Annotated in this window: 13 protein-coding genes; 5 read left to right on the top strand and 8 right to left on the bottom strand. The window is 69.9% G+C overall.

Features of this window, described 5'->3' with window-relative positions; all coding sequences use genetic code 11:
- Positions 1 to 339: 339 nt before the first annotated feature.
- Positions 340 to 1,284 carry a heme o synthase gene (locus M3677_RS03365; protein ID WP_066654411.1) on the bottom strand — a complete coding sequence of 315 codons (945 nt, stop codon included), beginning with the start codon at positions 1,282 to 1,284 and terminating at the stop codon, positions 340 to 342.
- A 373-nt stretch (positions 1,285 to 1,657) separates the two neighbouring features.
- Here M3677_RS03365 and tkt point away from each other — a divergent pair, with 373 nt between their 5' ends.
- The 5 genes from tkt to pgl all read left to right on the top strand — a co-directional run bounded on the left by tkt (position 1,658) and on the right by pgl (position 8,568).
- Positions 1,658 to 3,751 carry a transketolase gene (gene tkt, locus M3677_RS03360; RefSeq protein ID WP_251159783.1) on the top strand — a complete coding sequence of 698 codons (2,094 nt, stop codon included), beginning with the start codon at positions 1,658 to 1,660 and terminating at the stop codon, positions 3,749 to 3,751.
- A 156-nt stretch (positions 3,752 to 3,907) separates the two neighbouring features.
- The gene (tal, locus tag M3677_RS03355) at positions 3,908 to 5,020 is read left to right on the top strand and encodes a transaldolase (RefSeq protein ID WP_066654417.1); all 1,113 of its coding nucleotides are present in this window, start codon (positions 3,908 to 3,910) and stop codon (positions 5,018 to 5,020) included.
- A gap of 191 nt (positions 5,021 to 5,211) precedes the next feature.
- Complete coding sequence (gene zwf, locus M3677_RS03350; RefSeq protein ID WP_066654419.1) at positions 5,212 to 6,750, top strand: glucose-6-phosphate dehydrogenase; 1,539 nt, start codon at positions 5,212 to 5,214, stop codon at positions 6,748 to 6,750.
- On the top strand, positions 6,747 to 7,691 hold the full coding sequence (locus M3677_RS03345) for a glucose-6-phosphate dehydrogenase assembly protein OpcA (protein ID WP_066654421.1): 945 nt from the start codon (positions 6,747 to 6,749) through the stop codon (positions 7,689 to 7,691). The genes zwf and M3677_RS03345 overlap by 4 nt, the downstream gene beginning before the upstream one ends.
- Positions 7,692 to 7,797: 106 nt before the next feature.
- Entirely contained in the window at positions 7,798 to 8,568 is a 771-nt protein-coding gene (gene pgl, locus M3677_RS03340) for a 6-phosphogluconolactonase (protein ID WP_251159782.1), read from the top strand.
- A 297-nt stretch (positions 8,569 to 8,865) separates the two neighbouring features.
- On the opposite strand, the gene M3677_RS03335 is transcribed toward pgl, so the two are convergent.
- From M3677_RS03335 to rapZ, 7 genes are all read right to left on the bottom strand, one after another.
- The gene (locus M3677_RS03335) at positions 8,866 to 9,225 is read right to left on the bottom strand and encodes an RNA polymerase-binding protein RbpA (protein ID WP_066654425.1); all 360 of its coding nucleotides are present in this window, start codon (positions 9,223 to 9,225) and stop codon (positions 8,866 to 8,868) included.
- 3 nt (positions 9,226 to 9,228) lie between these two features.
- Positions 9,229 to 9,480 (bottom strand): preprotein translocase subunit SecG, encoded by a 252-nt coding sequence (secG, locus tag M3677_RS03330; RefSeq protein ID WP_058727797.1) that lies wholly within the window; start codon positions 9,478 to 9,480, stop codon positions 9,229 to 9,231.
- A gap of 120 nt (positions 9,481 to 9,600) precedes the next feature.
- On the bottom strand, positions 9,601 to 10,380 hold the full coding sequence (gene tpiA / locus M3677_RS03325; RefSeq protein ID WP_251159781.1) for a triose-phosphate isomerase: 780 nt from the start codon (positions 10,378 to 10,380) through the stop codon (positions 9,601 to 9,603).
- Entirely contained in the window at positions 10,377 to 11,594 is a 1,218-nt protein-coding gene (gene pgk / locus M3677_RS03320; protein ID WP_251159780.1) for a phosphoglycerate kinase, read from the bottom strand. Before pgk ends, tpiA begins: the two co-directional genes overlap by 4 nt.
- A complete protein-coding gene (gene gap, locus M3677_RS03315; protein ID WP_058749583.1) occupies positions 11,591 to 12,601 on the bottom strand; it encodes a type I glyceraldehyde-3-phosphate dehydrogenase in 1,011 nt (336 codons plus the stop codon). The genes pgk and gap overlap by 4 nt, the downstream gene beginning before the upstream one ends.
- A 204-nt stretch (positions 12,602 to 12,805) precedes the next feature.
- Positions 12,806 to 13,786 carry a DNA-binding protein WhiA gene (gene whiA, locus M3677_RS03310; RefSeq protein WP_251159779.1) on the bottom strand — a complete coding sequence of 327 codons (981 nt, stop codon included), beginning with the start codon at positions 13,784 to 13,786 and terminating at the stop codon, positions 12,806 to 12,808.
- A 76-nt stretch (positions 13,787 to 13,862) separates the two neighbouring features.
- Positions 13,863 to 14,774, bottom strand: coding sequence for an RNase adapter RapZ (gene rapZ, locus M3677_RS03305; protein WP_066654437.1), 912 nt, complete (start codon positions 14,772 to 14,774; stop codon positions 13,863 to 13,865).
- Positions 14,775 to 14,782 lie beyond the last annotated feature (8 nt).

The following is a 14,782-nucleotide window of genomic DNA, read 5'->3' as shown; positions in this document are numbered from 1 at the left end:
CGGACGGGAGGCGCAGCACCGCCCGCCCCGCGCCTCCCGTCCGACGCCCGGTCGCGGCCGCGCGTCTGCTGCGACATCCCCGTCGTCGTACGACAGCGGCATCGTCGCTGGGCGCACTCGCCTCGTGCAGCCCGCGTCACGCGCAGGCTCCCGCGACATCCCCGTCGTCGTACGACAGCGGCGTCGTCGCGTCAACCGACGCCACCCGGGTCGACGCGGGCACGCACCCCGCCCACCCGACCCGCGAACGCCCGACCCGGGACCGCCCGCGCTGCGCCCCGACGCACGGAGCGCCGCCGGCAGACAGGCGGCGCTCCGTGCGCGGGCGACGAACCCTGGCTAGATCGTGAAGGTGAAGACCTGCGGCAGCAGCGGGTCGATGCCCACCGCGATGAACAGCAGCGTCAGGTACGTGATCGAGCTGTGGAACACCCGCATCGGCTGGACCTGCTCCACGTGCTGGATCGCCCGCGAGTACAGCCGGTGCGACTCGACGACGAACCAGATGCCCCCGGCCAGGGCGACGACCGTGTACAGCGGCCCCATGTGCGCGACCGGGATGAGCAGCAGCGAGCAGACGAGCGTCGCCCAGGCGTAGAGCACGACCTGCAGCCCGACGACCGTGCGCCCGCGCACGACCGCGAGCATCGGCACGTCGGCGGCGTCGTAGTCGTCGCGGTACTTCATCGACAGCGGCCAGTAGTGCGGCGGCGTCCAGAGGAAGATCACCATGAAGAGGATGATCGGCGCCCAGGTCAGCGACCCGGTGACACCGGCCCAGCCGATGAGCACCGGCATGCACCCGGCGGATCCGCCCCAGACGATGTTCTGCGGGGTGCGGCGCTTGAGCCAGAGCGTGTAGACGCAGACGTAGATCAGGATCGCGACGACGCTGAGCGCGGCGGCCAGCCAGTTCACCAGGAAGCCGAGGACGGCGGTCGACAGGACGGCGAGCGTCCACGAGAACACCAGTGCCTCCTTGTCGGAGAGCTCACCGGTGACCAGGGGGCGCTGGCTGGTGCGCTTCATCAGCCGGTCGATGTCGCGGTCGATGTAGCAGTTGAACGCCGAGGCCGACCCTGCCGACATCGCGCCGCCGAGCATCGTCCAGAACACGAGCCAGAGGTCCGGGACCCCGCGCTCCGCCAGGAACATCGTCGGAGCGGTCGTGACGAGGAGCAGCTCCATGACCCGGGGCTTCGTCAGCGAGACGTACGCGCGGACCTTGCGGGACAGCGTCGAGCGGGGTCGATCGGTGTCGGGCCGGGTCGCGGTGGCAGTCAACAGGGGAACCTCAGTCCGTTCGCGTCAGCTCGCACGCTCGGTGGGCGGCTCCGTCACCGTCGGGGCGTGCGTCGACCCGGAATGCACACGGGTCGACACCAGTTTAGGCCATCGAGGCGCCGCGAGTATGCCCCGCCTCGCCGACCGGGCCGGCTGCCCGACACGGCACCGTCGTCACCTGGACACCTTCTGAGTGCGTGGTCACTATGCTGGACACGCCCTCCCGCATCGTGTGCCCCGAAGACGTCGGCCGCGAAGAGCCGGTCGGCCGCCGCTCGACGGCGACACGACACACGGCCCCGGGACGGCGATCATGTCCGTGCGATGGCACGAGCCCTCGCACATGTCGCAACAACGAAGGGTCAACATCCAAGTGGCTGAATTCACCTGGGACGCCATCGACCGGAAGGCCGTCGACACGGCACGCGTCCTCGCCGCCGACGCGGTCGAGGCCGCCGGCAACGGTCACCCCGGCACCGCGATGAGCCTCGCGCCGGTCGCCCACCTGCTCTTCCAGAAGGTGATGCGTCGCGACCCCAGCGACTCCACCTGGATCGGCCGCGACCGCTTCATCCTCTCCGCCGGTCACGCCTCGATCCTGCAGTACGTGCAGTTCTACCTGCACGGCTACGGCCTCGAGCTCGAGGACCTGCAGCACCTGCGCAAGTGGGGCTCGAAGACCCCGGGTCACCCGGAGTACGGCCACACCGACGGTGTCGAGATCACCACCGGCCCGCTCGGCCAGGGCCTCGCCTCGGCGGTCGGCTTCGGCTACGCGCAGCGCTTCGAGCGCGGCCTGTTCGACCCGGAGACCGCCGACGGCGAGTCGCCCTTCGACCACTTCACCTACGTGATCGCCGGTGACGGCGACATGCAGGAGGGCGTCACCAACGAGGCCGCGAGCCTCGCGGGCCGTCAGCAGCTCGGTCGCCTGGTCGTCTTCTACGACTCGAACCAGATCTCGATCGAGGACGACACCGACATCGCGTTCTCCGAGGACGTCGCGGCCCGCTACGAGGCCCTCGGCTGGCACGTGCAGCACGTCGACTGGAAGAAGACCGGCGAGTACTCCGAGGACGTCGAGGAGCTCCACCGTGCCGTCGAGGCCGCCAAGGCCGAGACGACCAAGCCGTCGCTCATCGTCCTCAAGACGATCATCGGTTGGCCGTCGCCGACCAAGCAGAACTCCGGCAAGATCCACGGTTCGGCGCTCGGTTCCGACGAGCTCAAGGGCCTCAAGGAGGTCCTCGGCTTCGACGCGGACAAGACCTTCCACGTCGACCCGGAGGTGCTCGAGTACACCCGCGGTGCGATCACCAAGGGCCAGGCCGAGCACGCCGAGTGGACGAAGACCTTCGACGCGTGGGCTGCGGCCAACCCGGAGAAGAAGGCCATGCTCGACCGCATCAACGCGGGCGAGCTCCCCGAGGGCCTCGAGGAGGCGCTGCCGGTCTTCTCCACCGAGAAGGCCGTCTCGACCCGCGCCGCCTCCGGCAAGGTCATCAACGCCATCGCGCCGCTCATGCCCGAGTTCTGGGGCGGTTCGGCGGACCTCGCCGAGTCGAACCTGACCACGATCGAGGGCGCGAAGTCCTTCGGTCCGGCCGAGGCGTCGACGAAGACCTGGAGCACCGACCCGTACGGCCGCGTGCTGCACTTCGGCATCCGCGAGCACGCGATGGGCTCGATCCTGTCCGGCATCGTCCTGCACGGGAACACCCGCCCCTTCGGCGGCACGTTCCTCATCTTCAGCGACTACATGCGTCCGGCGGTCCGTCTCGCCGCGCTCATGAAGGCGCCGGCGATCTACGTCTGGACCCACGACTCCATCGCCCTGGGCGAGGACGGCCCGACGCACCAGCCGATCGAGCAGATCACCGCGCTCCGTGCGATCCCGGGTCTCGACGTCGTCCGTCCGGCCGACGCCAACGAGGTGTCGTACGCGTGGCTCGAGATGCTCAAGCACAAGGACCGTCCGGCCGGCATCGCGCTGAGCCGTCAGAACCTCCCCGTCTTCGAGCGTGGCGAGGGCGACGCCTCCGGCGAGACGCTCGCCTCGGCGAAGAACGTCGCGAAGGGCGCGTACGTCCTGGCCGAGGCGCCGAACGGCACCCCGGACGTGATCCTCATCGCGACCGGTTCCGAGGTCCAGATCGCGGTCGACGCGCGTGAGCAGCTCAAGGGCGAGGGCATCAACGCCCGCGTCGTGAGCGCCCCCTCGCTCGAGTGGTTCTTCGAGCAGTCGGAGTCCTACCGCGAGCAGGTCCTGCCGAAGGCCGTCACCGCGCGCGTCTCGGTCGAGGCCGGCATCGCGATGAGCTGGCGCGACATCGTCGGCGACAAGGGCCGCAGCGTGTCGATCGAGCACTTCGGTGCATCGGCCGACTACCAGCGCCTGTTCGCCGAGTTCGGTTTCACCACCGAGCACGTCGTCGCCGCCGCCAAGGAATCGATCGCAGCGTCCTGACCCACGAGGGGCCGGATCCGGTACGCCGGGTCCGGCCCCTCTGCCGGGAGGCACGCGGCGGCCCCGCCACCGCGCCTCCCGGCCCACAGACCACGACACACACGGCCCTGGTCGCCTCCGCGCACCGGGCCGGTCGACGAAAGAAGAAGAGAAACCATGGCTGAGAACACCCCCACCGCCGCCCTCTCCGAGGTCGGCGTCAGCATCTGGCTCGACGACCTGTCGCGCGAGCTGCTCGAGACCGGCAAGCTGACCGAGCTGATCGAGCAGAAGAACGTCGTCGGCGTCACCACGAACCCGACGATCTTCGCGTCGGCCCTCGCCAAGGGCGAGCGCTACGACTCGCAGGTCAAGGAGCTCGCGGCGAAGGGCACCGACGTCACCGAGGCGATCTTCGAGATCACCACGCAGGACGTCGCGAACGCGTCCGACGTCTTCAAGCCGATCTACGACGAGACCAAGGGCTTCGACGGCCGTGTCTCGATCGAGGTCGAGCCGGGCCTCGCCCACGACACCCAGAAGACCATCGAGCAGGCCAAGTTCCTGTTCGAGAAGGTCGGTCGCGAGAACGTCCTCATCAAGATCCCCGCGACGCTCGAGGGCCTCGAGGCCATCACCGAGGTCATCGGTGCCGGCATCTCGGTCAACGTCACCCTGATCTTCTCGCTCGAGCGCTACCGCGCCGTCATCGACGCCTACCTCGGTGGCCTCGAGAAGGCCAAGGCCGCGGGCCACGACCTCTCGAAGATCCACTCGGTCGCCTCGTTCTTCGTGTCACGTGTCGACTCCGAGATCGACAAGCGCCTCGACGCCGCGGGCACCGACGAGGCGAAGGCCCTCAAGTCGAAGGCCGGCATCGCCAACGCGCAGCTCGCGTACCAGGTCTGGACCGAGCAGTTCGCCACCGAGCGTGCCCTCGGCCTGCTCGAGTCCGGTGCCAACACGCAGCGCCCGCTGTGGGCCTCGACCGGTGTCAAGGACCCGTCGCTGCCCGACACGCTCTACGTGACCGAGCTCGCCGCGCCGAACACGGTCAACACCATGCCGGGCAAGACGCTCGACGCGACGTTCGACCACGGCGAGATCCACGGTGACGCCATCGCCGGCTCGTTCGACGACGCGCAGCAGGTCATGGACCAGATCGCTGCCGCCGGTGTCGACTACGACGACGTCGTCGCGCTGCTCGAGAAGGAGGGCGTCGACAAGTTCAACGTCTCCTGGGGCGAGCTCGTCGACACGGTGAAGACCGCGCTCGAGAACAGCAAGTAAGCACGACCGGAGCCTGCGTCCGGAGGACGGGACCGCCGTCCCCCGGACGCAGGCACCCCCGGTCAGGACCCGACCGCCGGAGCCGCGACGCGCCTCCCGGCCGGACCTGACCACCACGACGGCGGAGTCGCCGCTGCCCCCGCAGCGCAGCGCTCCGCCGTCTCCGTTCGACCCACAAGGAGTCCACACTCATGTCACCGGTGGCGATCACCCCGGAGCACAACCCGCTCCGGTTGCCGACCGACCGACGTCTGAACCGGATCGCGGGGCCCAGCACCCTCATCATCTTCGGCGTGACGGGCGACCTGTCCCGCAAGAAGCTGATGCCCGCGGTCTACGACCTGGCGAACCGAGGGCTCCTGCCCCCGGGCTTCGCACTCGTCGGGTTCGCCCGGCGCGACTGGGAGGACCAGGACTTCTCCCAGCTCGTGCACGACGCGGTCCGGGACCACTCCCGCACCCCCTTCGACGAGGCCGTCTGGAAGCAGCTCGAGCAGGGCATCCGCTTCGTGCAGGGCTCGTTCGACGACCCCGAGGCCTTCCTCGAGCTGAAGCGCACCGTCGACGAGCTCGACGCGGAGCGCGGCACGCTCGGCAACCACGCCTTCTACCTCTCCATCCCGCCGAAGATGTTCCCGGTGGTGACCGAGCAGCTCAAGGTCTCCGGACTGACCGAGAAGCGCGAGGGCTCCTGGAGCCGCGTGGTCGTCGAGAAGCCGTTCGGCTCCGACCTCCGCACCGCGCGCGAGCTGAACGCGATCGTCGAGAGCGTCTTCGCGCCCGACGACGTGTTCCGCATCGACCACTACCTCGGCAAGGAGACCGTCCAGAACCTGCTGACGCTCCGGTTCGCGAACCAGATGTACGAACCCATCTGGAACTCGAACTACGTCGACCACGTGCAGATCACGATGGCCGAGGACATCGGCGTCGCCGGTCGGGCCGCGTACTACGACGGCATCGGCGCAGCGCGCGACGTCATCCAGAACCACCTGCTGCAGCTCCTCGCGCTCACCGCGATGGAGGAACCCGTCTCGTTCAAGGCCGCTGACCTGCGCGCCGAGAAGGAGAAGGTGCTCTCCGCCGTGCGCCTGCCCGAGGACCTCGCCACGGCGACGGCACGCGGCCAGTACGACGGTGGCTGGCAGGGCGGCGAGAAGGTCCTGGGCTTCCTCGAGGAAGCGGGGATGGACCCCGAGTCCACGACCGAGACCTACGCGGCGATCAAGCTCGACATCGCGACCCGCCGCTGGCAGGGCGTCCCGTTCTACCTGCGGGCGGGCAAGCGCCTCGGCCGTCGCGTGACCGAGATCGCGATCGTCTTCAAGCGCGTCCCCGAGGACGTCTACGGCAACACGCAGGCACCCCTCGGGCAGAACGCGCTCGTCATCCGTGTCCAGCCGGACGAGGGCGTCACGCTCCGCTTCGGCTCGAAGGTCCCGGGCGTCGGCACGCAGGTGCGCGACGTGACGATGGACTTCGGCTACGGACACGCGTTCACCGAGGCCTCGCCGGAGGCGTACGAGCGACTCATCCTCGACGTGCTCCTCGGCGACCCTCCCCTGTTCCCCCGTCACCAAGAGGTGGAACTGTCGTGGAAGATCCTCGACCCGATCGAGGAGTTCTGGGCCACGCAGGGCCAGCCCGAGCAGTACCGTCCCGGCACGTGGGGTCCGGCATCCGCCGATGCCCTGCTCGCCCGCGACGGCCGGACCTGGAGGCGTCCATGAAGATCGACCTGCCGAACACCACGGTCTCGAAGATCCAGAAGAAGCTCGTCCACATCCGCGAGGAGGGTGGCGCCGTCGCCCTCGGCCGCGTGCTGACGCTCATCATCTCGACCGCCCTCGGGCACGAGGAAGAGGCGATCTCGGCCGCGAACCAGGCGTCGCGCGAGCACCCGATGCGGGTGATCATCGTGTCGAAGAACGACGGCGACACGAAGTCCCCCGGTCGACTCGACGCCCAGATCCGCGTCGGCAGCGATGCGGGCGCGAGCGAGGTCATCGTCCTCCGTGCGTACGGCGAGACCGCGACGGACGAGGAGAGCCTGGTCACCGGTCTCCTCCTGTCCGACGCCCCCGTCGTCGCATGGTGGCCGCAGGCCGCTCCGGAGCAGCCGGCAGCGTCCGCGCTGGGCCGGATCGCGCAGCGTCGCATCACCGATGCCGCCGCGCAGAAGGACCCGAACAGCGCGATCGAGGCGCTCGGGAAGTCCTACGTGCCGGGTGACACCGACTTCGCGTGGACCCGCCTGACGCTCTGGCGGAACCAGCTCGCCGCGGCGCTCGACCAGCCGCCGTACGAGCCCGTCACCGGCGTCGAGGTGTCCGGTGCGAGCGACAGCCCGTCCACGATCCTGCTCGCCGCGTGGCTCCAGCTGCAGCTGCAGGTGCCGGTGTCCGTCGTCACCTCGCCGCGGGCCACCGGGTCGAGCGGCATCCACGGGGTCAAGCTCGAGCGTGCATCAGGCACGATCGACCTCGAGCGCTCGCTCGTCGACGTCGCGACCCTGTCGATGCCCGGGCAGCCGACGCACGACCTGTCGCTGCCCCGACGGAACCTGCGCGACTGCCTCGCAGAGGAACTCCGTAGACTCGACGCGGACGTCCTCTTCGGAGACGTCGTCAAGCACGGGGTGCCCCAGCTGCGCGAGTCCATCGCCGGCTGAGCACCGCACACGGCCGGGGTCCGGGCGGCGGTCGACACGACCGCCGCCCGCCCCGGTCGGACCGAAGGCGGTCGCACCGGTCGGCCGCCACGAACACGGGAGACACGTGACCAACGAACGACGGGTGCTGGTGCACCCGGACAAGCAGTCCCTCGGCGCGTCGGTCGCCGCTCGCTTCATCACGAAGATCATCGACGTGCTGGACGAGCAGGAGCGCGCGGACATCGCGATCAGCGGCGGCTCGGTGTCGACCCTGGTCCTCGCGGCGATCGGGCAGTCGCCCGCGCGTGAGAGCGTGGACTGGTCGAAGGTGCACGTGTGGTGGGTCGACGAGCGCTGGGTCGCCGAGGGCGATGCGGACCGCAACGTCACCGGCACGCAGACGGACTTCTTCGAGCACGTGGACATCCCGCAGGCGAACATCCACCCGATGGCACCGTCCGACGCCGGGCTGTCCATCGACGAGGCCGCCGCACAGTACGAGCGCGAGCTCCAGGACGCAGCACCCGAGGGCGCGGTCGCGCCCCGCTTCGACATCACGCTGCTCGGGGTCGGCCCCGACGGCCACACGGCGTCGCTCTTCCCCGAGTTCCCGCAGCTCGCGGTGACCGACCGTGCCGTGCTGACGGTCGACGACTCCCCCAAGCCGCCGGCGCAGCGCCTGACGCTGTCCTTCCCGGTGATCAACGCCTCGCAGCGCGTGTGGGTCATCCTGTCCGGCGCCGAGAAGGCGTCGGTGCTCGGCCTCGCCCTGGCCGGTGCCGCGGTGGACGAGGTCCCCGTCGGCGGCGTGCAGGGCCGCAAGCGCACCGTGTTCTTCGTGGACCAGGACGCCGCGCGCGAGGTCCCCGAGAACCTCATCGCGTCGACCTACTAGACGCGACCCCCTGGCGGACGGGAGGCGCGGTGCCGGCTGGCACCGCGCCTCCCATCCGTCTGTGGTCCGGTCGGTCCGCGCAACTGCCGTGCGGACGTCGCCGGCCCGCTTCCGGTCGCACGACTTGCCGCTCACCTCCGATCCCGACGGCATGTCGTGCAACCCGAACGACCGCGCGCGGCACGTCCTGCGACCGGAACAGCCAGGACCGGAGGACCGAGGGGCACCGACGACACGTCCCGCGGACGACGAAGGCCCCCGCACCGGAGCGGTGCGGGGGCCTTCTGACGTCGGGTGCTACTTCGCGGTACCGCGGCGCTGCCGGAGCTGCTGCAGCGCGTCCTCGAGGAGCTGCGCTGCCTCTTCCTCGGTGCGGCGCTCCTTCACGTACGCGAGGTGCGTCTTGTAGGGCTCGGTCTTCGCGACGACGGGAGGGTTCTCCTTGTCGCGGCCGGCCGGCAGACCCGTCGACGGCGAGTCCACCGTCTCCGGGATCTCGTCGTCCGGCAGGGTCGCCGAGAAGTACCGCACGACCTCGTTGCCGAGGGCGTCCCAGTACGAGACGGCCACGCGCTCGGCCTGGACGCCGCGGTCCTGCTCCCCCATCGGACCCGCGCCGACGCGGGACCCTCGGATTGCACTGCCTCCGGTTGCCATGGCTCAGCTCCCTGCCGTGAACTTGTTGATGAGACCGAGCACGATGATCGAGACGATCCAGACCAGACCGAGGATCACCGTGATGCGGTTGAGGTTGCGCTCGGCGACGCCGGACGCCCCGAGGTTGCTCGTCACGCCGCCGCCGAACATGTCGGAGAGACCGCCACCGCGGCCCTTGTGCAGGAGGATGAGGAGCGTGAGCAGGAGGCTCGTGATCGCGAGCAGGACCTGCAGCACGACGGAGAGTATCGCCACGACGTACCTTTCGTGTGAAGTCAGCCCTGCAAGTGTAGCGGGCCGCGTGAGCAGCCCCGACACCGGCACGGGCGTGGCTCAGGCCGGCCACGCGGACGTGGCCGGCCTGAGCAGGATGGATCAGAGTCCGACGTGCTGCCGGAAGCGCGCGATCGCCGCGAACTCCTGCACGTCGAGCGAGGCCCCACCGACGAGCGCGCCGTCGATGTCGGGCTCGCGCAGGAAGCCGGCGATGTTGCCCGACTTCACCGAACCGCCGTAGAGCACGCGCGTGCTGGCGGCGAGGTCGTCGCCCCAGGCCTCGGCGATCCCGCGACGCAGCGCGGCGCAGTCCTCCTGGGCCTGTTCCGCAGTCGCGGCCTGACCGGAACCGATCGCCCAGACCGGTTCGTACGCGACGACGATCTCGGACGGCTTCACGGCCTCGAGGACGACCTTGAGCTGTTCGACCGGGACGACACCGGCGCCGCGCTGCTCGCGCTCCTCGCCGGTCTCACCGACACAGACCACCGGCACGAGGCCGTGCTTGACTGCAGCGGCGGTCTTCGCGGCGACGACCTCGTCGGTCTCCCCGTGCAGCGTGCGCCGCTCGGAGTGTCCGACGATGACGTACTGCGCGTCGAGCGCTGCGAGGAACGCCCCGGACACGTCACCGGTGTGGGCACCGGAGTCGTACTGGGACAGGTCCTGGGCGCCGAACCGGATCTCGAGCTTGTCGGCCGAGATGAGCGTCTGCACGCTGCGGAGGTCCGTGAAGGGCGGGAACACCGCGACCTCGACGTCGTCGTGGTCGTGACGGGCATCCTTCAGGGTCCACGCGAGCTTCTGCACGGTGGCGATGGCCTGGAGGTGGTCCAGGTTCATCTTCCAGTTACCGGCGATGAACGGCGTGCGGGTCATCGGGACCACCCCAGTGCTTCGAGACCGGGCAGTGACTTGCCCTCGAGGAACTCGAGGCTCGCACCACCACCGGTCGAGATGTGCCCGAACCGGTCGTCCGAGAACCCGAGCGACCGGACGGCCGCCGCGGAGTCGCCACCGCCGACGACACCGAGGCCGTCGACCTCGGTCAACGCCTGCGCGACGGTCTTCGTGCCTGCTGCGAACGCCGGGAACTCGAACACGCCCATCGGACCGTTCCAGAACACGGTCCTCGAGCCGGACACCGCCGACGCGAAGCGCGCCGCGGTCTCCGGTCCGATGTCGAGGCCGATGCCGTCCGTGCCGAACGACGAGGACTCGATCGCGTCGGCGGCGACGGTCTCGTGGTCGGCGTCCGCGGCGAACCCGGAGGCCACCACGACGTCGGTCGGCAGGTCGATCGTCACGCCGAGCTCGTCCGCCTTGGCGAGGTACGCCCGGACGGTGTCGAGCTGGTCCTGCTCGAGGAGCGACTTCGCGACCCCGTGACCCTGGGCCGCGAGGAACGTGAAGAGCATGCCGCCGCCGATGCACAGCGTGTCGACCTGCGGGAGCAGGTGCTCGATGACACCGAGCTTGTCGCTGACCTTCGATCCGCCGAGCACGACCGTGTACGGCCGCTGCGGGTCCTTGGTCAACCGCTCGAGCACCGTCAGCTCGGACTCGATGAGCGAGCCGGCCGCGCTGGGCAGCGCTGCCGCGAGCTCGTACACGGAGGCCTGCTTGCGGTGCACGACGCCGAAGCCGTCCGACACGAACGCGTCACCGAGGGCGGCGATCCGCTCGGCGAACGCCGTGCGCGCCGACGCGTCCTTCGAGGTCTCCTCCGGGTTGAAGCGGAGGTTCTCGAGCAGCAGGACGTCGCCGTCCCCGAGGGCCTCGGCGGCCGCGGTCGCCTCGTCGCCGACGGTCTCGCCGACGAAGGTGACCTCCTTGCCGAGCAGTTCGGAGAGCCGCTGCGCCACGGGGGCGAGCGAGTACTCCTGCGCAGGCGTGCCGTCGGGACGACCGAGGTGCGAGATCACGATGACCCGCGCACCGGCGTTGACGAGCGTGTTGAGCGTGCCCAGCGACGCGCGCACGCGGCCGTCGTCGGTGATCGTGCCGTCCTTGAGCGGGACGTTCAGGTCACACCGGACGACGACGCGCTTGCCGGCGAGGTCGCCGAGGTCCTCGAGGGTGCGGAGGCTCATGCCGAGAGTCGCTCGCCCACGTACTCGGTCAGGTCGACGAGGCGGTTCGAGTAGCCCCACTCGTTGTCGTACCACGAGGTGATCTTGACGAGCTTGCCGATGACCTTGGTCAGGCCGGAGTCGTAGATCGACGAGTGCGGGTCCGTCGTGATGTCGGTCGACACCAGCGGGTCCTCGCTGTAGAGCAGGATGCCCTTGAGCGGGCCCTCGGCGGCCTCCTTGTAGGCGGCGTTGATCTCGTCGACGGTGACCTCGGACGACGTCTCGAGGGTGAGGTCGGTGATCGAACCGGTCGGCACCGGCACGCGGAGGGCGTAGCCGTCGAGCTTGCCGGCGAGCTCGGGCATGACGAGGCCGATGGCCTTCGCCGCACCGGTCGAGGTCGGGACGATGTTGAGCGCCGCGGCGCGGGCACGACGCGGGTCCTTGTGCGGGCCGTCCTGCAGGTTCTGGTCGGCGGTGTACGCGTGCACCGTCGTCATGAGGCCACGCTCGATGCCGAACTTGTCGTGGAAGACCTTGGCGAGCGGCGCGAGGCTGTTCGTGGTGCACGACGCGTTCGAGATGATGTTGTGGTTCTCGGGGTCGTACTGGTCCTCGTTGACGCCGAGGACGATGGTGACGTCGTCGCCGGTCGCCGGGGCCGAGATGATGACCTTCTTGGCGCCCGCGTCGATGTGCTTCTGCGCGTCGGCTGCCTTGGTGAAGAAGCCGGTCGACTCGATGACGATGTCGACGCCCAGCTCGCCCCAGGGGAGGTTCGCGGGGTCGCGCTCCGCGAGGACCTTGATCGGCTTGCCGTCGACGACGATGCTGTCGCCGTCGAGCTCGACGGAGACGCCGAGACGACCCGTGATGGAGTCGAACTTCAGCAGGTTCGCGAGGGCCGCGTTGTCGGTGAGGTCGTTCACCGCCACGATCTCGAGGTCGGAGCCCTTGGCGAGGGCGGCCCGGAAGAAGTTACGGCCGATGCGGCCGAAGCCGTTGATGCCGATCTTGACGGTCAATGGATCTCCTGGTGGGTGTGGAGCGCCCCGGGGGCGCTGCTTTTCGGAGTCGTGCGGCCCTGCGGACCCACGTGTGGTGGACGATACGCCCCGTAACGTCGCCGTAACGACCCTAGCAGTCGGACACTGCGCGCCCGCGCCGGATGACGGTCCGTCCGGACGGTCCCGCCGACGGTGGTGGACGCTCCCCCGGACGGACGGGGACTACGCCCCCTCGAGCTCCTCCGGCACGCTGGCCTCGGTCCCCGGCACGCCGGTGTCGACGGCCTTCTTGTCGGCCATCGCGAGCAGGCGGCGGATGCGGCCGGCGATCGCGTCCTTGGTCATCGGCGGCTCGGCGTGCTGACCGAGCTCGTCGAGCGAGGCGTCACGGTGCTGCAGCCGGAGCGATCCGGCGTACTTGAGGTGGTTCGGGACGTCGTCACCGAGGATCTCGAGCGCGCGCTCGACGCGGGCGCACGCGGCGACGGCGGCCTGCGCCGAGCGGCGGAGGTTGGCGTCGTCGAAGTTCACCAGACGGTTGGCGGTGGCGCGGACCTCGCGGCGCTGGCGCATCTCCTCCCACTCGGCGGTGGTGCGGGCGGCGCCCATGACGGTGAGCATCTGGCCGATCGCCTCGCCGTCGCGGATGACGACGCGGTGGACGCCGCGGACCTCGCGGCCCTTCGCGGCGATCCCGAGGCGCGAGGCGGCACCGACCAGTGCCATCGCCGCCTCGTTGCCCGGGCAGGTGACCTCGAGCGCGGCGGCGCGACCGGGGTCGGTCAGCGTGCCGGAGGCGAGGAACGCACCGCGCCAGATGGCGGCGAGGTCCTCGCGGTTGCCGGTCGTCAGACGGTTCGGCAGGCCACGCACCGGGCGACGGCGCGCGTCCATGAGCCCGGTCTGGCGGGCGAGCGTCTCTCCCGCCTCGAGCACGCGGACCAGGTAGCGGGTGCCGCGGCGGGAGGACGCGGACGACCCCACCGACGCCTCGCTCCGCACGCCGTACAGCTCCGCCAGGTCCTTGCGCACGCGGTGGACGATGATCCGGGTGTCGAGCTCGACCTCGACCGCGATCCTGCCCGAGATGACGTGCAGGCCGCCCGCGAACCGCAGGATGGTCGCGAGTTCGGCGGCGCGGACCGTGTTGCGGTTCACGACGACCCTGGCCAGTTCGTCCTTGACCTCGGCAGTCAACGGCACAGCATCATTCCTAACGTTTTCTCTGGTGGGGTCCGCGGGTCCGGCGCACGTGGGTGTGGAGCGGCCGGAGGAACGGTCACTCCCGGCCGAGATCTCGGTTCTTCACACGCACGGCGACGTCGGACATCCCGCGGAGGAGGTTCGCCAACTCGGCGACGACGGCGACCGAGCGGTGCTTGCCGCCGGTACAGCCGATGGCGATCGTAGCGTGTCTTTTGTTCTCGCGTTGGTATCCCGCCAGCACGGGCTCGAGCACGGCAGCGTACCGCTCGACGAACGAGCGGGCGCCCGGCTGCGACAGGACGTACTCCGAGACGGGGGCGTCGAGGCCGGTGTGCGGGCGGAGTTCCGGCACCCAGTAGGGGTTCGGGATGAACCGCACGTCCGCGACCATGTCGGCGTCGGCGGGCAGCCCGTACTTGAACCCGAAGCTCATGAGCGTGACCTGGACCCCGACGAAGTGGTCGTCGGCGAAGCGCTCCGTGACGGCGTTGGCGAGCTGGTGGATGTTCAGGTCCGAGGTGTCGATGACGACGTCGGAGGCCTCGCGCAGCCCGGACAGCCGCGAACGCTCGAGGCCGATGCCGTCGAGCAGCGTCCCGTCGCCCTGCAACGGGTGCGGCCGGCGGACCTGCTCGAAGCGGCGCACGAGCACGGCGTCCGTCGCCTCGAGGAAGAGCACCCGGACCCGGGCGGAGGTGCTGGCACGGACCTGCTCGACCGCCTGCTCCGGGTCGGTGAAGAACCGTCCGCCGCGGACGTCGACGACGGTCGCGATCTTCGGGATCTTCTCCCCGGCACGGTCCGCGAGCTCGGTGAGCGGGCCGAGCATCTGCGTCGGGAGGTTGTCGACCACGTACCAGCCGAGGTCCTCGAGCGCCTTGCCGACCGTGGAACGGCCGGCGCCGGACATGCCGGTGACGATGAGGATGTCGTGCTGCTGCGACGCGGACGTCGGGGTTGTTCGGTCGTCGCTCGTGTCGCTCATGTGTGGGA

The organism is Curtobacterium sp. P97, from assembly GCF_023712445.1.
GTDB lineage: Bacteria > Actinomycetota > Actinomycetes > Actinomycetales > Microbacteriaceae > Curtobacterium.
The sequence above is the reverse complement of the archived record's forward strand: the minus strand, read 5'-3'. Positions and strand labels throughout refer to the sequence as shown.

Coding starts and splice junctions, on each gene's coding strand:
- tal (WP_066654417.1), top strand. CDS start 3,908: ATGGCTGAGAACACCCCCACCGCCGCCCTCTCCGAGGTCGGCGTCAGC.
- zwf (WP_066654419.1), top strand. CDS start 5,212: ATGTCACCGGTGGCGATCACCCCGGAGCACAACCCGCTCCGGTTGCCG.
- M3677_RS03345 (WP_066654421.1), top strand. CDS start 6,747: ATGAAGATCGACCTGCCGAACACCACGGTCTCGAAGATCCAGAAGAAG.
- M3677_RS03335 (WP_066654425.1), bottom strand. CDS start 9,225: ATGGCAACCGGAGGCAGTGCAATCCGAGGGTCCCGCGTCGGCGCGGGT.
- tpiA (WP_251159781.1), bottom strand. CDS start 10,380: ATGACCCGCACGCCGTTCATCGCCGGTAACTGGAAGATGAACCTGGAC.
- pgk (WP_251159780.1), bottom strand. CDS start 11,594: ATGAGCCTCCGCACCCTCGAGGACCTCGGCGACCTCGCCGGCAAGCGC.
- rapZ (WP_066654437.1), bottom strand. CDS start 14,774: ATGAGCGACACGAGCGACGACCGAACAACCCCGACGTCCGCGTCGCAG.